This is a genomic window from Streptomyces sp. NRRL F-5123, from assembly GCF_000721495.1.
Classification (GTDB): Bacteria; Actinomycetota; Actinomycetes; order Streptomycetales; family Streptomycetaceae; genus Actinacidiphila.
Map to the genome: position 1 here is coordinate 40,303 of NZ_JOHY01000007.1, position 22,596 is coordinate 62,898.

At 72.5% G+C, this 22,596-nt stretch carries 15 protein-coding genes; 4 read left to right on the top strand and 11 right to left on the bottom strand.

Going from position 1 to position 22,596, the window contains the following annotated elements; genetic code table 11:
• Positions 1 to 69: 69 nt before the first annotated feature.
• Both IH54_RS0108610 and IH54_RS0108615 read right to left on the bottom strand, forming a co-directional pair.
• Entirely contained in the window at positions 70 to 2,220 is a 2,151-nt protein-coding gene (locus tag IH54_RS0108610; protein WP_063762266.1) for a hypothetical protein, read from the bottom strand.
• Positions 2,221 to 2,323: 103 nt separating this feature from the next.
• On the bottom strand, positions 2,324 to 3,838 hold the full coding sequence (locus tag IH54_RS0108615) for a bifunctional cytidylyltransferase/SDR family oxidoreductase (RefSeq protein ID WP_031514512.1): 1,515 nt from the start codon (positions 3,836 to 3,838) through the stop codon (positions 2,324 to 2,326).
• 145 nt (positions 3,839 to 3,983) lie between these two features.
• Here IH54_RS0108615 and IH54_RS0108620 point away from each other — a divergent pair, with 145 nt between their 5' ends.
• Together IH54_RS0108620 and IH54_RS0108625 are read left to right on the top strand one after the other, a co-directional pair.
• A complete protein-coding gene (locus IH54_RS0108620; RefSeq protein ID WP_031514514.1) occupies positions 3,984 to 4,586 on the top strand; it encodes an acyltransferase in 603 nt (200 codons plus the stop codon).
• A 41-nt stretch (positions 4,587 to 4,627) separates the two neighbouring features.
• Positions 4,628 to 5,812 carry an acyltransferase family protein gene (locus IH54_RS0108625; RefSeq protein WP_078862042.1) on the top strand — a complete coding sequence of 395 codons (1,185 nt, stop codon included), beginning with the start codon at positions 4,628 to 4,630 and terminating at the stop codon, positions 5,810 to 5,812.
• 85 nt (positions 5,813 to 5,897) lie between these two features.
• On the opposite strand, the gene IH54_RS0108630 is transcribed toward IH54_RS0108625, so the two are convergent.
• The 5 genes from IH54_RS0108630 to IH54_RS0108650 all read right to left on the bottom strand — a co-directional run bounded on the left by IH54_RS0108630 (position 5,898) and on the right by IH54_RS0108650 (position 13,597).
• Positions 5,898 to 8,438 (bottom strand): glycosyltransferase family 4 protein, encoded by a 2,541-nt coding sequence (locus IH54_RS0108630; RefSeq protein WP_234343421.1) that lies wholly within the window; start codon positions 8,436 to 8,438, stop codon positions 5,898 to 5,900.
• A 161-nt stretch (positions 8,439 to 8,599) separates the two neighbouring features.
• Complete coding sequence (locus IH54_RS0108635; protein WP_031514520.1) at positions 8,600 to 9,883, bottom strand: nucleotide sugar dehydrogenase; 1,284 nt, start codon at positions 9,881 to 9,883, stop codon at positions 8,600 to 8,602.
• A gap of 5 nt (positions 9,884 to 9,888) precedes the next feature.
• Positions 9,889 to 11,478, bottom strand: a complete 1,590-nt coding sequence (locus tag IH54_RS0108640; protein ID WP_031514522.1) for a glycosyltransferase family 2 protein — start codon at positions 11,476 to 11,478, stop codon at positions 9,889 to 9,891.
• The gene (locus IH54_RS0108645; protein ID WP_031514524.1) at positions 11,475 to 12,491 is read right to left on the bottom strand and encodes a Gfo/Idh/MocA family protein; all 1,017 of its coding nucleotides are present in this window, start codon (positions 12,489 to 12,491) and stop codon (positions 11,475 to 11,477) included. The genes IH54_RS0108640 and IH54_RS0108645 overlap by 4 nt, the downstream gene beginning before the upstream one ends.
• Positions 12,488 to 13,597 carry a DegT/DnrJ/EryC1/StrS family aminotransferase gene (locus tag IH54_RS0108650; protein WP_031514526.1) on the bottom strand — a complete coding sequence of 370 codons (1,110 nt, stop codon included), beginning with the start codon at positions 13,595 to 13,597 and terminating at the stop codon, positions 12,488 to 12,490. The genes IH54_RS0108645 and IH54_RS0108650 overlap by 4 nt, the downstream gene beginning before the upstream one ends.
• 790 nt (positions 13,598 to 14,387) lie before the next feature.
• Here IH54_RS0108650 and IH54_RS0108655 point away from each other — a divergent pair.
• A complete protein-coding gene (locus IH54_RS0108655; protein ID WP_052397222.1) occupies positions 14,388 to 15,428 on the top strand; it encodes a glycosyltransferase family 2 protein in 1,041 nt (346 codons plus the stop codon).
• 8 nt (positions 15,429 to 15,436) lie between these two features.
• Positions 15,437 to 15,874: a GtrA family protein gene (locus tag IH54_RS0108660; protein ID WP_043180258.1), complete on the top strand. Its 438-nt coding sequence runs from the start codon at positions 15,437 to 15,439 to the stop codon at positions 15,872 to 15,874.
• A 23-nt stretch (positions 15,875 to 15,897) separates the two neighbouring features.
• Here the strand turns inward: IH54_RS0108660 and obgE are convergent, their stop codons facing one another.
• The 4 genes from obgE to IH54_RS0108680 all read right to left on the bottom strand — a co-directional run bounded on the left by obgE (position 15,898) and on the right by IH54_RS0108680 (position 22,451).
• Positions 15,898 to 17,337 (bottom strand): GTPase ObgE, encoded by a 1,440-nt coding sequence (obgE, locus tag IH54_RS0108665; RefSeq protein ID WP_031514531.1) that lies wholly within the window; start codon positions 17,335 to 17,337, stop codon positions 15,898 to 15,900.
• A 124-nt stretch (positions 17,338 to 17,461) separates the two neighbouring features.
• Complete coding sequence (gene rpmA, locus IH54_RS0108670) at positions 17,462 to 17,716, bottom strand: 50S ribosomal protein L27 (RefSeq protein ID WP_031514533.1); 255 nt, start codon at positions 17,714 to 17,716, stop codon at positions 17,462 to 17,464.
• A 14-nt stretch (positions 17,717 to 17,730) separates the two neighbouring features.
• On the bottom strand, positions 17,731 to 18,054 hold the full coding sequence (rplU, locus tag IH54_RS0108675; RefSeq protein ID WP_031514535.1) for a 50S ribosomal protein L21: 324 nt from the start codon (positions 18,052 to 18,054) through the stop codon (positions 17,731 to 17,733).
• 248 nt (positions 18,055 to 18,302) lie between these two features.
• Positions 18,303 to 22,451 (bottom strand): Rne/Rng family ribonuclease, encoded by a 4,149-nt coding sequence (locus IH54_RS0108680; protein ID WP_031514537.1) that lies wholly within the window; start codon positions 22,449 to 22,451, stop codon positions 18,303 to 18,305.
• Positions 22,452 to 22,596: the final 145 nt, after the last annotated feature.

The following is a 22,596-nucleotide window of genomic DNA, read 5'->3' on the forward strand; positions in this document are numbered from 1 at the left end:
GCCTCGCCACGAGCATAGCGACCCGGCGGCGGATCGCCCGCCGCCGAGCCCGTGCCGACTGACTTGCTGTCAGGCCGCGCCGGCCTCCTCGCGGGCCTCCGAGGCCTCCTCGGCGTCCGAGGCGTCCGCGCCCTCCGGCCCGTCCGCCCGCGCCCCCTCGTCGTCCTCCGGGGCCAGGTCGATCTGGAGGGCCGCCAACCGGGCGATACGGCTGTCGGCGCGGCCGGCCAGCTCGCGCGCGGCCTGCCCGAAGCGCTCGATCGACGCGGGCTCGTCCGGGCCGAGCAGGTATTCGCGTATCTCGCGCCGGGCGTCGGCCAGCGGGTCCTGCTCGGGGCGGACGACCGCGGCCACCAGCTCGCCCACCCGGGCGGCGCTGTTGTCGAGGATCAGCGCGGCGCGCGCGGCGGTGTTCTGCCGCATGAACTCCTGCTCGCCGAGCCCGGCCGAGTCGGTGATGGCGTACGGCTTGCGGGTCGCGACGAAGTCCGACACGACGCTGGAGATGTCCGAGACCATCGCGTCGGACTGGTTGAAGCAGTCGTACAGGTGCGGCGCGGGGCCGGTGACGACGGTGTGCTCCCACGGCGCGATGGACGCCCAGTACGCGGTGTCGCGCTCGACCCGCAGCCGGGCCAGCCGCTCACCGGCCGCCGGGTCGGTCAGCGCGTCCCGCGAGGCGACGGCCTCGTCGTCGCCCCTCGCGCCCGGGCCCGCGGCGAGCGCGGCGATCTCCGCGTCGAGCCGGGCGACCTCGGCGCGGGCGGCGGCCCGCGCGTCCGCGTCCGGGCCGGCACCGGTCCGCGCGGCCCACGCGGGGTCGGCGCGGCGGGCGGCGGCGGCCTGCTCGACCAGGGCGGTGATCTTCCGGTGGGCGGCCTTGGCGCGCTTGTCGACCGTGCCGGTGAAGGGGTGCGGCTTGTAGAGCACGCGCACCGGGGGCTCGGACTCCAGCAGGCCGCGGACGATGTTGACACCGGCCAGGATCAGCGAGGTGTTGCCCGGGTCGTCGGTCCAGCCCTCCCACGTGGGGGCGTACAGCACGGTGGGGATGCCGTCGGGGGCGGCGCCGTCCCAGGTGCGGATCGGGTCCAGCTGCGGTCGGCCGACCTCGACGATGTCCTCGTCGCGGACCCCGACCTCGGCGAGCGCGTAGCGGTCGCGGCCGGCCCGGCCCGCGGTCCACACCTCGTCGTAGACCTTGCTGAAGGGGTTGACGCTGGCGATCTTGTCGCTGTCGCCGTGGCCGACGAAGACGTGCTTGATCGTCGGCACCCGCAGCAGGTGGATGTTCTTGCCGACGTTCGCCGGGTAGAGCGCGACCCGCACGCTGGACAGGTCCATGTTCATCAGGTGCACCGCCCCCGGCACGCACAGCACCGGCAGGTCGGTCGGGGCGAGCTTGGACAGGATCACCTCCTCGCGGAGGATCACCAGCGGGCGCTCCTTGAGCTGCTCCATCGTCGTCAGCCACATGTTGACCTGGTACGCGGAGTCCGGCGACCCGGAGAAGTACAGCACCGTGGTGGGCCGGTACTCGCGCAGCCAGGTGTCGATGAAGGCCAGCGCCTTCGGGCGGCCGGCCGGCAGACGCCGCTTGAGCAGCAGGTAGGGCGCGACCAGCAGCACGTACAGCAGCGCGAGGCCGATCGTGACGGCGAGGCCGGTCCAGGCGTAGGCGGCGGTCTCGACGTGCGCGTAGGCCAGCAGCCCGGCCATCGCGAAGACGTCCAGGTGCAGCATCTTCTCCTGGCCGCGCGCGACCAGCCGGCGCGGCGGGGCGTCCGGGATGCGCAGCCGGCTCAGGTCGATGTTGCGGGTCATGTACGGCAGCCGGCGGCGGTTGCCGATGAGCGTGAGGAGCGCGCCGTGCGGGGCCTGGAGCCCGTAGAAGACGACGAAGGCCACGACGGCGGAGGCGAAGACGGCGGTGCCGCCCAGGCCGAGGCGGGCCAGCAGCAGCAGGACGGTCAGCTCACGGACCAGGAAGCGCGCGGGCAGTCCGACGCCGAGCAGCGCCAGCCGGTTGACCAGGTAGCTGCGGCGCTGGTGCAGGGACCGGTCGGCGAGGTAGCCGACGGCGGTCGCGACCGCGAAGAAACCGGCTGACGGCAGCAGTGCGGCCACCAGCAGGCAGGGGTAGCTGATCAGCATCAGCGCTGCCGCAGCGAGTTCGGTGCGGGAGCCCACACGGGCTACGCGGATGACCTTCGAGATCACGGGGTGGCTGCTCCTCAGTTCCTCGGATGCCTCAATGTGCTGCGGTTCACGGAAACGGCAGTACCCCCCGCTGCCGCTCGTGGACGAGGTGGTGGCGGGCCCCTCAGGTGCGCGCGGCCCCGGTGTCGTCGCCGCTGTCGGCCAGGGTACGGGCGAGCGCGGCCTCGAAGCCGGACACCGCCGCGCTGCCCCGGGTGGGGTCCTGCTGGCGCACGTCGATGACGTGCCCGGTCATGGCGGACAGCAGGACGTCCAGCGAGGTCCTGGCGACGGCCTCGGAGGACAGCAGGCTGCCCTCGGGCTCCTGACCGAAAGCCTTGGTACGCATGGGGGTGGCGGTGCGTTCCGGGTTGACGCAGTTGACCCGGATGCCGTCGGCGGCCCACTCGTCGGACAGCGCCTGGGTGAGGTTGACCATCGCGGCCTTGGTCGAGGAGTACAGGCTGTACTCGGCCCGTCCCCGCGTGTAGCTGCTGGAGGTGTAGAGCAGCAGCTGGCCGCCGGTCTCGGCGAGGTACTTGTGCGCCGCGCGGGCGATCAGCACCGGGCCGAGGTAGTTGACGCGCAGCGCCTCCTCGACGACCGAGCCGTCGGTCTCGGCGAGCCGGCCCACCCGCAGCACGCCCGCGGTGTTCACGACGTAGTCGATCCGCCCGGTCTCCTGGTACGCGCGGGCGAGCGCGTCCTCCACCTGCTGCGGGTCCTCGACGTGGGTGCCGGTGGTGGAGCGGCCGAGCGCGTAGACGGTGGCGCCGTGCTCCTCGGCGATCCGCGCCAGGTCGCCGCCGATGCCGTACGAACCGCCGAAGACGACCATGGTGCGCCCGGTGAGCGCGGCACGGTAGGCCTCCGCGTCGGCGGGGTGCGGGGCGGCGGTGGACGCGAGCTGGAAGAGCTTGTCGGCGATGAAGACGTCGACGGGCTGGGTGACCTTCATGTTGTACTCGTCACCCGCGACGACGTGGATCGGCACGTCCGGCAGGTAGCGCAGCACCACCGAGCAGTCGTCGGTGGCCTGGAAGTTCGGGTCGTTCCCGGCGATCTCGTACGCGCGGCGGATCGTCGACAGCTTGAAGGCCTGCGGCGTCTGGCCGCGGCGCAGCCGGGAGCGGTCCGGGATGTCGGTGATGAACTCGCCGTCCTCACCGTGGGTGCGCGTGACGATGATCGTGTCGGCGGACGGGATGGCCACGTCCACGGCCTGGTAGCGGTCCAGGGCGGCCACGCAGTCGGCGACGATGCGCTGCGACAGCAGCGGCCGGACGGCGTCGTGGAAGAGCAGGTTGCGGTCCTCGCCCTCGGCGAGGTCGGCGCCGAGCACCTGGATGGCGATCTCGGTGGTCTCGTTGCGGGTGGCCCCGCCCTCCATGATCCGTGTCACCTTGGCCAGGCCGGCCTTCGCGACGATCTTCTGCACGTCGGGCACGTAGCCGGGCGCCATCAGCACCAGCACGTCGTCGATGCAGTCAGCCTGCTCGAAAATGGCCAGTGTGTGCTCGATCACGGACTTGCCAGCGATCTTGAGCAGCTGCTTGGGTATCGAGAGTCCGACCCTTTGACCGGTACCACCGGCAAGGATCACTGCGGTGGTACGGGGTGTGGCGGTGTGCTGCGACAACGGAAAAACCTGCCCGGTGCGACGAGGGAATGCTCGATGCTCTCACCGGCAGCAACCCTGTCGCAAGGCAGACCACCTCTGAGCGTCTCCCTCCGTTCGCCGATCGTATGCTTTCCCGCATCCCCGTACCGGAAGGCGCCTCACAGTGAACTACAGGGTCCAGCCCACCGCCCAGGTCGACGAGACCGCCCAGATCGGCGCCGGCAGCAGCGTCTGGGAGCTCGCCCAGATCCGTGAGCAGGCGGTGCTCGGCACCGACTGCGTCGTCGGCCGCGGCGCCTACGTGGGCACCGGCGTGGTCATCGGTGACAACGTCAAGCTGCAGAACTACGCCCTGGTCTACGAGCCCGCCCGGCTCGGCGACGGCGTCTTCATCGGCCCCGCCGCTGTGCTCACCAACGACCAGTACCCGCGCTCCGTCGACCCCGAGGGCAAGCAGAAGCGCGGCGGCGACTGGGAGGCCGTCGGTGTGACGATCGCCGAGGGCGCGTCGGTCGGCGCCCGCTCGGTGTGCGTGGCCCCGGTCAGCGTCGGCCGCTGGGCGCTCGTCGCCGCGGGCGCGGTCGTCACCCGTGACGTACCCGACTTCGCACTGGTCGCGGGTGTCCCCGCCAAGCGCATCGGCTGGGTCGGCCGGGCCGGCGTGCGCCTGGCCGAGCGGGCGGACGAGCCGGGCGTGTGGGAGTGCCCGCAGACCGGCGCACTGTACGACGAGGCCGACGGCGTGCTGACCGAGCGCGCGGGCTGACCGGTCGCGCGCCCCACTCCAGCGAATCGAATCGACACGACATGACTCAGACGAACGCGGAGGCACTTCCGCCGCCGCCGGGCGGAGACGCCCTGCATGCCGCAATACCGTCGCAGGCCCCGCGCCCGGAGCCCGAGACGCTGCCCGCCGAGGCGCCGCGCACCCCCGGGCAGGACACGGGCCGGGCGAAGGCCCCGACGCGGCTCTACGCGCTGGACGGCCTGCGGGTGCTGGCCGCGCTGTCCGTCATGCTCTTCCACTACACCGGAATCGACGGGGCCAGCCCCACCGTCTGGGGAGCGAACCCGAAGCACCTCTTCCCGACGGTCTTCCGCTTCACCAAGTACGGCTCGCTCGGCGTCCAGCTCTTCTTCATCATCAGCGGCTTCGTGATCTGCATGTCCGCCTGGAACCGCACCCCCGGGCAGTTCGTGAAGGCCCGCTTCCTGCGGCTCTTCCCGGCGTACTGGTTCTCGATCATCGTCGCGTACACCCTGTGGCACGCGGTCCCGGACCACAACCGGACCCCGCCGAGCACCAGCGACTCGCTGATGAACCTCTCGATGTTCCAGGTCCCGATGGGCGCCCGGCACCTGGTCGGCTCGTACTGGACGCTCTACGCCGAGCTGCTCTTCTACCTGGTCTTCCTGCTGGTCCTGACGAAGAAGCTGGACTTCCAGCGGGTCTACGTCTTCTGCTGGGGCTGGCTCGTGACGTCGATGCTCTTCCAGCAGCCCACCGGGCTGCAGATCGTCTCGACCCTCGCCCCGGCGATCAACACCGCGCTGTTCGTGGCGGGCATCACCATGTACCTGATGTACCGCTTCGGCGCCGACCTCAAGCTGTGGCTGCTGCTCGGCGCCAGCTGGCTCTCCGTGCAGCAGGACATGAGCCAGCACACGCTCAAGATCCGCCACCAGGGCCTGCACGAGAACAACACCGTCGTGATCGGCCTCATCACGCTCTTCTACCTGCTGATCCTCGCGGTCGCGCTGCACAAGCTGGACTGGGTCAGCTGGCGCTGGCTGACGGTCGCCGGAGCCTCCGTCTACCCGCTCTACCTGCTGCACGAGGAGCTGGGCTTCGCCCTCATCCGGCACCTGCGCCTGCACATGGGCACCTATCCGACGCTCGCCACCACGGTGGTGCTCGTGCTGGCGCTCTCCTACGTGGTGCAGCGCTGGGTGGAGCGCCCGGCCTACGGCTGGCTGCGCAAGCGGCTGTAGCCCGGCCCGCGCACGGGGAACGGCCCCGGACAGCGAAAGCTGTCCGGGGCCGTTCTGATGCGTCCGGTGCGTACGGAGCGTCCGGTCAGGAGGACAGGAAGGACCGCAGCGCCCTGGCGGTGGCCGTGCCGTCGTGGTAGGTCCGCACGTACTTCACGGAGTCCACGCCGATCTGGGCCGTCGCGACCGGGTCGGACAGCAGCCGCTCCATCGTCTCGCCGAGCTTGTCGGGCGCGCAGTTGACGATCGGCGGGGCCTCGCCGATCGCGTCCGCGACCTGCTGGTCGAGGTAGGCCACGACCGGCTTGCCGGCCGCCATGCCCTCGCACGCGTAGGTGCCGTAGCTGCCCACCGCGAACTGGTCGACGACGATGTCGGCGTTCTGCACCATCTCGCGCATGCGCGTCCAGCTGACGCCCTCCGCCAGCTGGAAGTCGATGGCGCCGCGCTCGTGCAGATCCTCCAGCACGGGCATGATCCGGTCGGTGCCCTTCGTCCAGCGCTTGGACGGGGCGTGCAGCACCACCGGGCGCTTGCGCTCCATCACGGGGCTGTCGCAGGCCCAGGAGTCGACGTCGACGACGAGCGGCGCCCAGGTCGCCATCGGCAGGTCGTGGAGCAGGTCGGGGGTGGTCACGAAGACCGGCAGCCCGCACTCCTGCGCCGTCCTGACGTTCCGCTCGGCGATGGCGCCGAGCCGCTCCGCGTAGCCCTCGGGAGCGTCGAAGAAGAGCGAGTAGGGGTTGCGCGCCATGTGCTCACGCGGCAGCCGTACCTCGCTGCCGTGCGCCAGCAGGGCCACCTTGATGCCGGCCTTGTGCATCGCGGGCAGGTCGCCCTCGATGCTGTCGCCGTTGAGCCCGCCGAAGAGCGGCAGGAAGGCGTCGGCCAGGACGTGGGTGTACCGCGGCAGGACCCGGTGGACCTGGTCGAGCTGCACGTCCAGGTTCTTGAGCGTCCCGCGGTCCACGTAGACGTCGGCCGGGTAGTCGAAGGAGGTGGGCGCCTTGTGCATGACCACTTCGACCGACACGTCGGTGCGGTCGCGGCACACCGCCTGCGCGAAGGTGGCCAGCTGCCCGGCGTAGTTGGCGGGACCCATGCCGAGCCGGACGGGTGTGGACTTGGTGAGCGGCGTCCACAGCAGCTCGTGGTCGGCCGGGGCCGCCTCGGCGTCCTCGACGGCCGCGTGCTCGGTGGCCTCCCAGGACACCGGCTCAGCCGGCGGCGGCGGGGTCAGGCCCGACATGTCCTGGTACAGGGTCATCAGGCCCTGGCACTGGAACTCCCACGACAGGTCCTGCCGGATCTCCTCGGTGATGTTGGCCTTGAGCGCGGCCAGCCGTCCCGTCGCGCGCCGCACGGCCGCCGCGAAGGAGGCCGGGTCGTCGGCGGTGTGGACCTCGCCGACGTCGTGGCTCCGGACGTAGGCGCTGAGCGTGCGCACATCGCTGGAGATGATCGGCAGGCCCGCGTGCAGGTACTCGGCGGCCTTGGTCGGCAGCGAGTTCTCCACGTTGGGCGAGCGCCGGAAGCTGATCACGCCCAGGTCGGCGCTGGCCAGGTAGTCGGGCACCTCGTGCTGCTCGACGTAGGGCACGACGTGGATCCGGTCCCGGACCCCGAGCTGCACCGCCTGGTCGAGCAGTTCCGTCAGGCCCGCGCTGCGCCGGCCCGAGACCAGCGCCAGATGGTGGTCGGGCAGGTCGGGAAGGGCGGCCACCGCGGTGTCGAGGCCGCGTATCGCGTCGATCCAGCCCGCGTACACCAGCAGCGGCACACTGTCGTCCAGACCGCACGCGGCCCGCACCGACACCCGCCCCTGCGAGACGCCGATGGATTCGCGCACCGGCGCGTTGCGCACCACGAGGGGCGTCCTGGCCAGGCCGTGGTCCTTGCGCAGGATCTCGGCCAGCTCCGGCGAGACCGTCACCACGGCGTCCGCCTTGCGTATGAACTCCTGTTCCAGCTGGATGTACGCGGCGCGCATCAGCGGCTTGGGCCACTCGACGCCCGCCACGTACTCGTGCGAGTCGTACAGCCAGTTGCAGCGCTGCCCGGACGCACGCAACCGGGCGGCGGCGCGGGCGGCCACGTGGATCATGGTGATGTCGTTGGCGTGGATGACGTCCGGGGCGACCTTCTCGATGGCCGGGCCGAACGCCAGATCCAGATCGAGCAGGGCGGGCCAGTCGCGGCGCCAGTCACCGGTGCTCGGACGCTCCTCGGGACGGCGGCGCTCCTCCCAGCCGTACGCGCGCACGCGCAGCTTGTGCGCCTGGCGGCGGGCGCGCACCCATGCCTTGAGGCCGACCGCGGGAATCTTGGTGACGCTGTTGTCGCTGAGCCAGCCGATCCGGGCGGACTGCTCGCGCACCCATGAGCGGTGGGCCGACCTCAACTGCTGGAATTCGCTGCGGTCCTTGATACCGAACTGCGTCAGCCGCACCCGCGCGGTGCTGTGCCGGCTGCGGACGGCCTCCCGCCGCGTCATCTGCTGGCCGACCGGAACCCGGATGACCTTCACAGGGCCGAACCACGCGTGCTCGGTTCGCTTGCCGGTGGCACGGCCGATGAGGGTGACGTCCCAGCCCTCCCGTGCCGCCGCAAGCGCGGTCTTCTGCACACGGGAATCCCCGGTGATTCGGTTTGCCACGATGACGGCAAGTTTGGGCCGAGGCGCGGGCGTTGTCATGCGGATTCCTTTTGTTCCTTTTGTTTCACCAAGAGAGCAAGACTGTGGCTATGGACCCGTACGGAGTTGTACAGGTCCATAGTGCCGCAGCTTCAACCGCCGATGACGACCCGGCGGACGCCCTCCCAGCGTGCCGGGTCGGTGGTGCGGCGGCCGTCCACGAGGACCCGCACCTCCGGCAGGTCGGCGGCCGCCAGATCGCGGTACTCGGCGTGGTCGGCCTGCAGCACCGCCGCCGTGACCGGCTGCCCGGTGTGCGGCGTGAGGCCCAGCGCGGACAGCTCCTCGGCGGTGTACATCGGGTCGGAGACGTACGGCACCGCGCCGCGCTCGGCGAGCGCCGCGACCGTGCCGAAGACGCCGGAGAACGCGGTCTCCTTGACGCCGCCGCGGTAGGCGGCGCCCAGCACCAGCACCTCGACACCGGTCAGGTCGCCGTAGGCGGCGGCCAGCAGATCCACGGCGTACGACGGCATGGCCGCGTTCGCCTCGCGCGCGGCGCGCACGACGGTGGCCTCCGGGTCGTTCCACAGGTACATCCGCGGGTAGATCGGGATGCAGTGCCCGCCGACCGCGATGCCCGGCTGGTGGATGTGGCTGAACGGCTGGGTGTTGCAGGCCTCGATGACGGCCTTGACATCGATCCCGGCCTTGTCCGCGTAGCGCGCGAACTGGTTGGCCAGGCCGATGTTGACGTCCCGGTACGTGGTCTCGGCGAGCTTGGCCATCTCCGAGCCCTCGGCCGAGCCCAGGTCCCACACACCGTTGGCGCGCGTGAGGTCGGGGCGCTCGTCGAAGTCGAGCACCGCCTCGTAGAACTCCACGCCGTGCGCGGCCGAGGCCTCGTCTATGCCGCCGACGAGCTTGGGGTAGCGGCGCAGGTCGGCGAAGACCCGGCCGGTGAGCACCCGCTCGGGGCTGAAGACCAGGTGGAAGTCCTCGCCCGCGGTCAGACCGGAGCCCTCGGCGAGCATGGGCGCCCAGCGGCCCCTGGTGGTGCCGACCGGGAGCGTCGTCTCGTACGACACCAGGGTTCCGGGGCGCAGACCGCGGGCGATGTCGCGGGTCGCGGCGTCCATCCAGCCGAAGTCGGGCACGCCCTCCGCGTCCACGAACAGCGGGACGACGACGACCACGGCCTCGGACTCGGCGACGGCCGCCGCGGTGTCCGTGGTCGCGGTCAGCAGCCCGGAGCCCACGACCTCCTTGAGCTTGACGTCGAGGTCGAACTCGCCGGGGAAGGGCTCGGTACCGGCGTTGACCAGCTCGACGACCTTCTCGTTGACGTCGGTGCCGATCACCCGGTGGCCCTTGGACGCGAACTGCACGGCCAGCGGCAGCCCGATCTTGCCCAGGGCCACGACGCAGATGTTCATGGGTGCTACTTCTTCCTGAGTCGGAGCAGTCGCGCTGCGACGGCTCGCAGCCCGATGGGGGCGACCTTGCACACCAGCCGCCCCTTGTCGTCTGACGTGAGGGACACCGCGTACGCGCGCATCCCCCGCAGCAGCACGCGCTGCCGCTGGACGCCCGCGGCGCGCAGCCGTACGCGGTAGGGCTTGCCGGCGAGCGTCACCGCGAGCACCGGCCTCCACCGGACCGCGGTACGCGGTGCGGCGGCGACCAGCGACCGCAGCGGGACGCGTCCGGCAACCAGCGTGGCCGCACCCCCCTTGGGCGTGCCCTTCACCCGGGTGTCGACGGCGACGTCGGCGGTGTCCGCCGGCCCCTCCATCACGAGCGAGGCGCCGAACGCGGGACCGGCCCCGTAGGAGCCGAGCAGTCCGATACGCGCGGTCACGTCCAGGACGGGCCCCTGGCCGGACGCCCGGCCCCAGACCGCGGAGGTCGCCCTGGCACCGGCGGCGAGCCGGCCCGCGACGCTCTCCTCGACGACCTCGAACCAGCGCATCGGCAGGACCGCGTCCGCGTCCCGGAAACCGGGGTAGCGGGCGTAGGCGTGCTCGCCCTCCAGGACGAACGGCGGGGCGCCGTGCTCCGCCTCGTCCTCGATGAGCGCGCACAGTTCGGCCGTGCGCCCGGCCTGCGCGAGGCCGATGCGGACCCGCTGCTTGACGCCCATGCTGTCGCGCACCGCGTCGGTGAGGTAGCGGTCGGCGAGGTCGGCGATGCCCTTGACCAGGCGCTCGCGCACGGCGGCGTCGAGGGCCGGGAAGTCGTCCTGGAGCAGCTTGGCCAGCTCCCAGCGGAAGTGCCGCATGAGCACGGCGTCCCGCAGCGGGCCGGGCTCGACCAGGCCGGCGACGTGGTCCATCACGCGCGCCGCGCACGCGAGGCGCGCCTCGTGGTTCGCGCGGTAGGTGATGTTGCCGGCGTCCTCGCGCTTGACCGCGTAGTAGTACGTGCCGTCGGCGAGCACCGAGATACGGGACGCGCGCAGGCACGCCTCGATCGTGAAGGGCTGGTCGCTGCCGACCGGCATGTCCTCGGGGAAGCGCAGCCCGTGCCGCTCGACCAGCTCGCGCCGGAAGAGCTTGGTGTTGGCCACGGTCCACGGCAGCGCCGAGTTGGTGAAGGTGACGTCGTGCCGCGTCTCCTGGTAGAGCTCCTGGTGGACGTAGCGCCCGTTGGTGCCCTCCATCTTGCCGACGACCACGTCCGAGCCGTGCTCGTCGGCGGCCGCGACCATCCGCTCCAGGGCGTACGGGGCGAGCCGGTCGTCGGAGCCGATGAAGAAGACGTAGCGGCCGGTGGCGGCGTCCAGCGCCTTGTTGCTGGGCGCCGCCGGACCGCCGGAGTTCGGCTGCCGCAGAACCTTCACGGTGCCCGGGTGGAGACTGGCGAAGCGCTCCAGCTCCTTCAGGCTGTCGTCGGTGGACCCGTCGTCCACCGCGACGACCTCCAGCCGGTCCAGGCCGATGCTCTGCTCTACCAGCGAGGTCAGGCAGTCGGTCAGGTACGGCATGGTGTTGTAGACAGCCACCACGACGGTGACGTCCGGGGTGGTCACCCGCGCACCGCCACGGGGCCGAGCTGGACGGTCTCGCCGGTCTGCGCGGAATCGATGACCGCCGAGGAGACCTCGACCGTCCGCAGGCCCTGGCGCAGGGTGACGATGTCGGCGTCCTTGCCGAGCATCGCGTCCCGGAACAGCTCGTGCTCCACCAGCAGCGGCTCGCGCTTGGCGAGGGCGTAGCGGACCATGTCGCCCTCGGCGACCCCGCGGAAGGCGCGCAGCGCCTCCCACTCGGTGGTGATGACGCCGTTGGCGAAGAACGTCAGGTCGGCGGTGAGGGTGTCGGCCACGAAGCAGCCGCGCTCACCGGTGACCACGGTGGTGCGCTCCTTGAGCGGGCTGAGCCAGTTCACCAGGTGGTTGACCATCGTGCCGTCGGCGAGCTGGCCGACGACGGCGACCATGTCCTCGTGCTCGCGGCCGCTCTTGGAGACGGTCCGCGCGGACACCGAGGTGTAGTCGCTGCCGGTGACCCAGGACGTCAGGTCGATGTCGTGGGTCGCGAGGTCCTTGACCACGCCGACGTCGGCGATGCGGTGCGGGAAGGGGCCCTGGCGGCGGGTGACCACCTGGTAGACGTCGCCCAGCTCGCCGGCCGCGAGCCGCGTCCGCAGGCTCTGCAGCGCGGGGTTGAAGCGCTCGATGTGGCCGACGCCGGCCACCAGGCCGCGCGTCTCGAAGGCCTCGACCAGCCGCTGCGCGGCCTTGACGGTGTGCGCCAGCGGCTTCTCGACGAGCGCGCCCGCACCGGCCTCGGCCAGCGCCAGGCCGACCTCCTCGTGCAGCGCGGTCGGGCAGGCGACGACGGCGTAGTCGACACCGATCTCCAGCAGCTCGGCGACCGTGCCGACGACCGGGGCGCCCTGCGCGGCGCCGTTGACGTCGCCCAGCGGGTCGACGACGCCGACGAAGTCGACGCCTTCCAGGCCGGACAGCACACGGGCGTGGTTGCGGCCCATCGCGCCCAGGCCGACGAGGCCGGCGCGCAGCCTTGCGGACTCGCTCATCGCTGCTCCCCCAGGGCGTTGACGGCGGTGACGATCCGCTCCAGGTCGTCCTGGCTCAGCGACGGGTGCACCGGCAGCGACAGCACCTCGGCCGCGGCCTTCTCCGTCTCCGGCAGGTCCCACTGCCGGTTGATCTTCTGGTCCGGCTCCCAGAACGGCTTGAGCCGGTGGATCGGCGTCGGGTAGTAGACGCCGCTGCCTATGCCGCGCTCGGTGAGCGCCTTCTGCGCGGCGTCCCGGTCGGCGACCCGGATCGTGTACTGGTGGTAGACGTGCCGGGCGCCCTCGGCGACCGGCGGGACGACGACCCCGGTGAGGTTCGCGTCCAGGAAGGCGGCGTTCGCGCGGCGCTGCTCGGTCCAGGCCTTGAGCTTGCCGAGCTGGACGCGGCCGATCGCGGCGGCGACGTCGGTCAGCCGCATGTTGGCGCCGACGATCTCGTTGGCGTAGCGCTGCTCCATGCCCTGGTTGCGCAGCAGCCGCAGGGTGCGGGCGGTCTCCGCGTCCGGGGTGCTGACCATGCCGCCTTCGAGGGCGTGCATGTTCTTGGTCGGGTAGAAGCTGAAGCACGCCGCGGCACCGAAGGCACCGACGGGGGTGCCGTGCAGGGCGGCGTCGTGGGCCTGGGCGGCGTCCTCGACGACCGCGAGGCCGTGCTTCTCGGCGATGGGGGTGATCTTGTCCATCGCGGCGGGGTGCCCGTAGAGGTGCACCGGCATGATCGCGGCGGTGCGCGCGGTGACCGCGGCCTCGACGGCGGCGGGGTCGACGCAGAAGCTGCCCGGCTCGATGTCGACGAAGACCGGCTCGGCACCCACCAGGCGGACGGCGTTCGCGGTGGCGGCGAAGGAGAACGACGGCACGATCACCTCGTCGCCGCTGCCTATGCCCAGTGCCAGCAGCGCCAGGTGCAGGGCGGAGGTGCCGGAGTTCACAGCCACGCAGTGCCGGTCGGCGACGAGCGCGGAGAACTCCTGCTCGAAGGCGGCCACTTCGGGGCCCTGCACCACGCTGCCGCTGCGCAGCACGCGCACGGCGGCGTCGATCTCGTCGTCACCGATGACGGGTCGAGCGGCGGGTACGAATGCCGGCTCAGCGCCTGACATGGTTCCCTCCCTTTCCGCACTTTGCGTAAGGCGGGTGCGGACGCCTCGCCGGAGGCCGTACCCGAGGTGTGGTTTTCTTCCGGCGGCCGGTCCCGTGGGCCGCTCGGCTGTCCTCGCGGCCGGGCGCTGTACGGCAACCGACCGTTCGGTTCCAGACTCCCGCTGCCGCGATCGTCGTACCGGCGTGCGGCACGGAAGCACGGCCGGCGGGTGCTCTGGCGCCCTTACAGTACCAGGGGTCCTCAGTCGCTCCAGCGGCCCGACGTGCGAAATCGCACCGGCCCGTGCGGACCGGCTGTGCGGCATTCCGCACCCGCCGCGTGGCCGCCCGGACGGCCCCGAACAGTGGATCACGCGCGCTGCCCGGCGATTTCCCGCGTGATCACTTCAGTGAACTCCCGGCGTCCGAATGAAGACACCGCCTTGAATAACGCCCGCGGGACTTCCCCGGCGGCGCCGGCGGGATTTTCCTCATTCACCGCCGGCGCACGGCCCGCGCGGCAGTCGGGCCCCGCCGAATTCACCGTCGCAGCGCGCCCTGCCGCGCTGCACACCGCCGCACCTGCGCCGCACCCGCCCCACTCGGTGCCGGCACCGAGTGGGGTGAACGTACTCCACGGTCGAGTATCCCCCCGGCAGCGCCTCGTTATTCCTCGGTTCACTTTCTCTTTGCATTCAAGGCCGGGCGGCGCAACTCGTGAATGCGGGAGGCTAAGCTGATCGAACGGGGTATGGTGCGGGCACCGCCGCCACTCCCCCACACCCACATGCGGCGCCGAAAGTGATCCCCATGCGACTATCGATCGTTGTTCCCTGCTACAACGAAGAGGCCGTGATCGACCTCTTCGACCAGCGGATCCGCGAGACGCTGGACACCTTGGACGTCGGCTACGAGCTGTGCTACGTCGACGACGGCAGCAAGGACGCGACGCTCGACCGGCTGCGCGCCCTGGCCAAGAACAACCCGGACAGCACGCGCTACGTGTCCTTCAGCCGCAACTTCGGCAAGGAGGCCGGCATGCTCGCCGGCCTGCGGGAGGCCACCGGTGACGCGGTCGTCGTCATGGACGCCGACCTCCAGCACCCGCCGGAGCTGATCGGCCGCATGCTGGAGCTCTACCGTCTGGGCCACGACCAGGTCATCGCGCGCCGCACACGCGAGGGCGACAAGAGGATGCGCACCGCGGTCAGCCGGCTCTACTACCGCATGATCAACTCATGGGTGGACGTCGAGCTGACCGACGGTGTCGGCGACTTCCGGCTGCTGTCCCGCCCCGCGGTGGACGCGCTGCTGTCGATGCCGGAGTACAACCGCTTCTCCAAGGGGCTGTTCTCCTGGATCGGCTTCGACACGGTCACCTTCGACTACCGCAACGCCGCCCGCGAGGCCGGCGAGACGAAGTGGCGCTTCGGCTCGCTGATCAACTACGGCATGGACGGGCTGATCTCGTTCAACAACCGCCCGCTGCGGATCGCCATCTACACCGGCCTGGGCCTCGCCGCCCTCGCGGCCGTCTACGCGGCGGTCATCACCGTGCAGGCCATCGTCCAGGGCCCGACCGCGCCCGGATACGTCACCCTGCTCGTCGCGATCACCGGCCTGGGCGGGCTCCAGATGATCATGCTGGGGCTGATAGGCGAGTACATCGGCCGCATCTACTACGAGACCAAGCGGCGCCCGCACTTCCTGGTCAAGGAGACCAACGCGCCGCGCGCCTTCCGGGTCGGGGACCAGGCGGGGGCGCCGTACGGCGAGCTGCGCCGCGAACGGCCCGCGGCGGCGGAACCGCCCGAGCCCGCCGAGCGCTCCGGCCCGCTGGGGATCGGTTAGGTTCGAGCGTGCCCAAGCTGTCGCCGCAACTCCTCCAGATAGTCCGGTTCGCCCTCGTCGGCGGTGTGAACACCGCCACGTTCTACGGCTTCTATCTGGCGCTGCACCCGCTGATGCCGTACTTCGCGGCGTATTCGGCAGCCTTCGTGCTGAGCATGATCGGCTCGTTCTTCCTCAACACGTACTTCACCTACCGCACCCGGCCGACGTGGCGGAAATTCTTCCTCTTCCCGCTGACCAACGTCACCAACTACGTGGTGACCAGCATCGGCGTCTACGTCTTCGTCGAGTGGGTCGGGATGAACGACAAGATCGCCCCGCTGGTCGCCGCGGCCGCAGCGATCCCGTTCACGTACATGCTGTCCCGGCGGATCCTCACCCGTGACGTCCCCGGCGAGGCCGCCGGGGAGGTCACCGAGGACAAGCCGCCGGCGACCGTCTTCTGAGCCCGGGGCCCGGGCGAACCGGCTCAGGCGAACGGGTCGAAGCCCTGGTACTCGTCGTCGGCCTCGTCGTGCGCGGCCTGCTTGTCCTTGCGCCGCTGGGCGGCCGCGCGGGGCGCGTCGAAGCGGTGGTCCTCGCCGCGGCGGCCGAGCATCTCGGCGCCGGCGGCCATCGTGGGCTCCCAGTCGAACACGACCGCGTCCTCGTCCGCGCCGATCGCCACGCCGTCGCCCGCCTTGGCGCCCGCCTTGCGCAGCTCGTCCTCGACGCCCAGCCGGTTGAGCCGGTCCGCGAGGTAGCCGACGGCCTCGTCGTTGTTGAAGTCGGTCTGCCGCACCCAGCGCTCCGGCTTCTCGCCGCGCACCCGGAAGAGGCCGTCCTCCTCCGTCACGGTGAAGCCGCTGTCGTCGACGGCCTGCGGGCGGATGACGACCCGGGTCGACTCCTGCACCGGACGCGCCGCGCGCGTCTCGGCCACGATCTGCGCGAGCGCGAAGGACAGCTCGCGCAGCCCCTCGTGCGCCACCGCGGAGACCTCGAAGACCCGGTAGCCGCGCGCCTCCAGGTCGGGCCGGACCATCCCGGCCAGCTCGCGCCCGTCCGGCACGTCGATCTTGTTGAGGACGACGACCCTCGGCCGGTCCTCCAGGCCGCCGCCGTACGCCCGCAGCTCCGCCTCGATCACGTCGAGGTCCGAGACCGGGTCGCGGTCGGACTCCAGCGTCGCGGTGTCCAGCACATGCACCAGCACCGAGCAGCGCTCGACGTGCCGCAGGAACTCCAGGCCCAGCCCGCGCCCCTCGCTCGCGCCGGGGATCAGTCCGGGCACGTCGGCGATGGTGTAGACGGTCGTGCCCGCGGTCACCACGCCCAGGTTCGGCACCAGGGTGGTGAAGGGGTAGTCGGCGATCTTCGGCTTGGCCGCGGACAGCACCGAGATCAGCGACGACTTGCCCGCGCTCGGGTAGCCGACAAGCGCCACGTCCGCGACGGTCTTCAGCTCCAGCACCACGTCGCGCGCGATACCCGGCTCGCCCAGCAGCGCGAAGCCCGGCGCCTTGCGGCGGGCCGAGGCCAGCGCGGCGTTGCCGAGGCCGCCGCGGCCGCCCTGCCCGGCGACGAAGGACGTGCCCTCCCCCACCAGGTCGGCCAGCACGTTGCCATTGCCGTCCAGCACGACCGTGCCGTCCGGCACCGGCAGGACCAGGTCCTGGCCGTCCTTGCCGGAGCGGTTGCCGCCCTCGCCGGGCTTGCCGTTGGTGGCCTTGCGGTGCGGGCTGTGGTGGTAGTCCAGCAGCGTGGTGACGTCCTGGTCGACCACCAGGACGACGTCGCCGCCCCGCCCGCCGTTGCCGCCGTCCGGCCCGCCCAGCGGCTTGAACTTCTCCCGGTGCACGGAGGCGCAGCCATGGCCCCCGTTACCCGCGGCGACATGCAGCTCGACGCGGTCCACGAAGGTGGTCATGGCGTTTCCTCCAGATACATACGGGTGTGCGCGCCTCTCGGCGCTGTCATAACACGCCGAGGGCGGCCCCGCTTCCCGTCTGCCGGGAAGCGGTTCCGCCCTCGGAAAGTCCTCAGCGTGCCGTTCAGGCAGCCGGAACGATGTTCACGACGCGGCGGCCCCGCTTCGTGCCGAACTCGACCGCACCGGCCGACAGCGCGAACAGCGTGTCGTCCTTGCCGATGCCCACGCCCGAGCCGGGGTGGAAGTGCGTGCCGCGCTGGCGGACGATGATCTCACCGGCGTTGACGACCTGGCCGCCGAAGCGCTTGACGCCGAGCCGCTGAGCGTTGGAGTCGCGACCGTTCCGGGTGGACGATGCGCCCTTCTTGTGTGCCATCTCTCCTCAGTCCCTTACTTCGCAGCCGCGGCGGGGATGCCAGTGATCTTCAGCGCCGTGTACTGCTGGCGGTGACCCTGGCGGCGCCGGTAACCGGTCTTGTTCTTGTAGCGCAGAATGTCGATCTTCTGGCCCTTGTGGTGGTCGACGATCTCGGCCTGGACCTTGATGCCGGCGAGCACCCACGGGTCGCTGGTGACGGCCTCGCCGTCCACCACGAGCAGCGTCGAAAGCTCGACGGCGTCGCCGACCTTGCCGGTGGAAATCTTGTCGACCTCGACGATGTCGCCGACGGCCACCTTGTGCTGGCGGCCACCGCTACGCACGATCGCGTACACGCGGAACTCACTCTCTGCTCGATGCGGAACCCCTGATGCCAGCCATCCCACTCTTGCTGCTGGGAGGCCTCAACCGGCCGGGCCGGAAGGAATGTGCTCAGGAGAAGGGCGTGAAACGCCGAGGGTCAACTTTACGTAGCTGTTCCGCCGGTGGTCAAATCGCCCCTCCCCCTCCCCGGGAGGGGGTGCGCCCCGGGTGGGCCCGCCCTTCGCAGCAGGGCGGGCCCACCCGGGGCGCGGGGCAGCGGCTACTCCGCGGAGGTCGCCGCCTTCTTCGCGGCGGTCTTCTTGGTCGCCGTCTTCTTGGCGGCGGTCTTCTTCGCCGCGGTCTTCTTCGCGGCGGCCTTCTTCGCCGGCGCCTTGCGCGTCCGCTTCTTCGGCTCCGCCTCGGCGGCGGGAGCCTCGGCGGCGGGGGCCTCCGCAGCGGGGACCTCCGGCTCGGCGGCGGGAGCGCCGGGCTCGGCCGCGGGAGCGGCATGTGCGGGGACGACGACAACGGCCGCCTCCTCCGCCGCCGCAGGCGAGCCCGCCGGAGCGGTCACCTTGCGGGTCGCCCGGCGCCGGGTACGGGCCGGCGGCTCCGTCGAGACCTCGGGCTCGGGCAGCGCGGCAGCCGGAGCGGGGGTCTCGGCGACGACCACGACGGCCGCCTCCTCCGCCGCCGCAGGCGAGCCCGCCGGAGCGGTCACCTTGCGGGTCGCCCGGCGCCGCGTGCGGGCCGGCGGCTCCGTCGAGACCTCGGGCTCGGGCAGCGCGGCAGCCGGCTCGACGTCCGGCTCGCTCACCGGCACCACGACGACGGCGGGCTCCTCCTGCGTACCGGACACCGCAGCGGGCGCACCGGCGGGCGCGGTGGCCTTGCGGGCGCCGCGCCGCCGGGAGCGGCCGCGGGACTGCGTCGCCGCGGCCTCGGCCTCGGCGGCCGTCCCGAACCACTCCTCCTCCGGGTCGCCGACGGCCGGCACGAGGTCGGACTCGCCGACCTCGATCGGCTCCAGCTCCGGCACCTCCTCGACCTCGGCGGCCTCCGTCTCGTGCTCGTGCTCGTGGACGTGCGCGTCCGCGCCGGACTTGCCGCGGCGCTTGCGCTTGCCGCCGCCGCCCACCGTCGTGGCCTGGTCCATGTGCACGATGACGCCGCGCCCGTTGCAGTGGACGCAGGTCTCGGAGAAGGACTCCAGCAGGCCCTGCCCGACCCGCTTGCGGGTCATCTGCACCAGGCCCAGCGAGGTGACCTCGGCCACCTGGTGCTTGGTGCGGTCCCGCCCGAGGCATTCGAGCAGCCGCCGCATCACCAGGTCGCGGTTGGACTCCAGGACCATGTCGATGAAGTCGACGACGACGATGCCGCCGAGGTCCCGCAGCCGCAGCTGCCGGACGATCTCCTCGGCCGCCTCCAGGTTGTTGCGGGTGACGGTCTCCTCCAGGTTGCCGCCCTGCCCGGTGAACTTCCCGGTGTTGACGTCGACGACGACCATCGCCTCGGTCTTGTCGATGACCAGCGAGCCGCCGGAGGGCAGCCACACCTTGCGGTCCAGCGCCTTGAGCAGCTGCTCGTCGATGCGGTACGTCGCGAAGACGTCCGTCTCGGAGGTCCAGCGCGACAGCCGGTCGACGAGGTCGGGCGCGACGTGCGCGACGTAGTCGTGGACGGTGTCCCACGCGTCGTCGCCGCTCACGATGACCTTCGAGAAGTCCTCGTTGAAGATGTCGCGGACGACCCGCACGGTCATGTCGGGCTCGCCGTACAGCAGCGTCGGCGCGTTGGAGCCGCCGCCCTGCTTGGCCTTGCGCTGGATGTCCTCCCACTGCGCCTGCAGGCGCTCGACGTCGCGGCGCAGCTCGTCCTCGCTCGCGCCCTCGGCGGCGGTGCGCACGATGACGCCCGCGTCCTCGGGGACGATCTTCTTGAGGATGGTCTTCAGCCGGGCGCGCTCGGTGTCGGGCAGCTTGCGGCTGATGCCGGTCATCGAGCCCTCGGGCACGTAGACCAGGTAGCGGCCGGGCAGGCTGACCTGGCTGGTGAGCCGGGCGCCCTTGTGGCCGATCGGGTCCTTCGTGACCTGCACCAGCACCGGCTGGCCGGACTTCAGCGCGGACTCGATACGGCGCGGGCCGCCGGACAGGCCGAGCGCCTCGAAGTTGACCTCGCCCGCGTAGAGCACGGCGTTGCGGCCCTTGCCGATGTCGACGAAGGCGGCCTCCATCGACGGCAGGACGTTCTGCACCTTGCCCAGGTAGACGTTGCCGACGTACGAGGTGGCCTGCTCCTTGTTGACGTAGTGCTCGACGAGGACGCCGTCCTCCAGCACGCCGATCTGGGTGCGCTCGCCGTTCTGCCGCACCACCATGACGCGCTCGACGGCCTCGCGGCGCGCCAGGAACTCCGCCTCGGTGATGATCGGCACCCGGCGGCGGCCCTGCTCGCGGCCCTCCCGGCGGCGCTGCTTCTTGGCCTCCAGGCGGGTCGAGCCCTTGATGGACTGCACCTGGTCGGCGCCCGTGCCGGCCGCCTCCTGGTGCGGGCGCGGCTCGCGGACCTTGACGACGGTGCGCTCCGGGTCGTCGGAGTCGCCCGCGTGCGCGTCGTCCCCGCCCGCGTCACCGCCGCGGCGGCGACGGCGACGGCGGCGCCGGCTGCTGCTGCTCCCGCCGGAGCCGCCCTGCCCCTGCCCGTCCTCGTGCTCGTCGGCCTCCTCGGCCTCGTCGCCGTCGTGCTCGTCGTCGTCCTCGTCGGAGCCGCCCTCGCCGTCCTCGGCGTGGTCGGCGGCCTCACCGCGGCGACGGCGGCGGCCACCGCGGCGGCGGCGCCGGGAGGTGTGACGGCCCTCGCCGTCGTCCTCGGCGTCCTCGGCCCCTTCCTCGACGTCCTCTTCGGCTTCCGCTTCCGCCGATGCGGTGACCTCGGCCGTCTCGGGGGCGGCCTCCTCCGCCGCGGCAGCGCCGCGGCGGCGCCGACGGCGGCGCGGGCCGCCGCCCTCGTACTCGTCGGCGGCCGGCTCCTCCGCCTCCTCGGCCCGCTCCGCCTTCTCGGCGGCGGGTGCGGCGGCGGGCGCGGGGGTGGGCGCGACGAAGACCGGCGGCTGGAAGAGCGACGTCGCCGGCGCCGCGGCACGGCGGCGGCCGCGCGCGGGCGGCGCCGCCTCGGTGCGCACGTCGAGCACGACGCGCTCGGCCGGGATGCCGAAGGCGTCCGCGATCGCGGTGACCGCCATCGCGGCGGCCTCCTCGGGCGTGTCGCCGTAGCCGCGGATCTCGTAGGCGTCGTCGACCTCGACGGCCCAGCCGTCGCCGTCGCGCAGCGCGCGGCCGGTGTACTCGTCGGTGGTGGGCGCGGCGGCGGGGGCCGCGGCGGTCTCGGCCTCGCGGGGCGCCAGCGCGCCGGGCTTCAGGCGCCGGGAGGAGTCCCCGGCGGAGAAGGTGGCGGCGGGGGCGGCCTTCTTCCGCGTCCGGCGCGGCCGCTCCGCGGGCTCGGCCGCGGCTTCGGCGGCGGGGGCCGTCTCGGCAGCGGGCGCGGCCGCCGAGCGGGTGGCACGGCGCCGGGTACGGGCGGGCGCGGCCTCCTCCTCGGCGGGGGCTTCGGCCCGCTCCTCCGCGGCGGGGGCGGGGGCGGGGCTCGCGGCGGTACGGGTGGCGCGGCGGCGGGTACGGGCCGGGGCGGCCTCCTCCCCGGCGGGGGCCTCGGCGACCTCGGCGGCGGGCGCTTCCTCAGCGGCCGCGGGGCTCTCGGCCGTACGGGTGGCGCGGCGCCGGGTACGGGCCGGGGCGGCCTCCTCCTCGGCGGGGGCCTCGGCGGGCGTCTCCGCCGCGGGGGCCGGGCTCTCGGCCTTGCGGGTCGCACGGCGCCGGGTGCGCGCGGGCGCGGCCTCCTCCTGGGCAGGAGTCTCGACCGCGGGCGCTTCCTCCGCAGCCGCGGGGCTCTCCGCCGTACGGGTGGCACGGCGCCGGGTACGGGCCGGGGCGGCCTCCTCCTCGGCGGGGGCCTCGGCCGCGGGCGCTTCCTCCGCAGCCGCGGGGCTCTCCGCCTTGCGCGTCGCACGGCGCCGGGTACGCGCGGGCGCGGCCTCCTCCTCGGCAGGGGCCTCGGCGGGGGCCTCCTCAGCGGCCGGGGCGGCGGCCTTGCGGGTGGCGCGGCGGCGCTTGGGGGCCGCGGGCTCCTCGGCCTCAGCGGCTTCGGCCGGCGTGTCGGGGGTCTCGGGCGCGGCGGCCGCGGCCTTGCGCGTACGGCGCCGGGCCGGTGCTTCGGTCTCGGCGGCCGCGGTCCCGGACGCGGTGTCGGTGCCGGCCGGCGGTCCCGCGGGGCGGGAGGCGGCACGGCGGCGGCGCGGCGGCGCCGCCTCCGCGGGCGTGTCGCCGCCGGCGGCAGGTGTCTCGTTCGTCTCGTTCTGGTCGGGCATTCGGGCAGTGCTCCCGTCGCGCTCCCGGGCGCCGCGTCCAGATCGGAAGGGGCATGCCGCTTGGGTCGCGGTTGCCGCCCTCCGGGGCGCGGGCGCCGCACGGGAGCTTGCTGTGTCGCTCGTCGGCCGCCCGTGCGGGGGCCGA

Bases quoted from the DNA above. Each gene is read 5' to 3' on its own strand.
- IH54_RS0108625 (WP_078862042.1), top strand. From the start codon at position 4,628: ATGACTCAGACGAACGCGGAGGCACTTCCGCCGCCGCCGGGCGGAGAC.
- IH54_RS0108635 (WP_031514520.1), bottom strand. From the start codon at position 9,883: ATGAACATCTGCGTCGTGGCCCTGGGCAAGATCGGGCTGCCGCTGGCC.
- IH54_RS0108645 (WP_031514524.1), bottom strand. From the start codon at position 12,491: ATGAGCGAGTCCGCAAGGCTGCGCGCCGGCCTCGTCGGCCTGGGCGCG.
- IH54_RS0108650 (WP_031514526.1), bottom strand. From the start codon at position 13,597: ATGTCAGGCGCTGAGCCGGCATTCGTACCCGCCGCTCGACCCGTCATC.
- IH54_RS0108655 (WP_052397222.1), top strand. From the start codon at position 14,388: ATGCGACTATCGATCGTTGTTCCCTGCTACAACGAAGAGGCCGTGATC.
- obgE (WP_031514531.1), bottom strand. From the start codon at position 17,337: ATGACCACCTTCGTGGACCGCGTCGAGCTGCATGTCGCCGCGGGTAAC.
- rpmA (WP_031514533.1), bottom strand. From the start codon at position 17,716: ATGGCACACAAGAAGGGCGCATCGTCCACCCGGAACGGTCGCGACTCC.
- IH54_RS0108680 (WP_031514537.1), bottom strand. From the start codon at position 22,451: ATGCCCGACCAGAACGAGACGAACGAGACACCTGCCGCCGGCGGCGAC.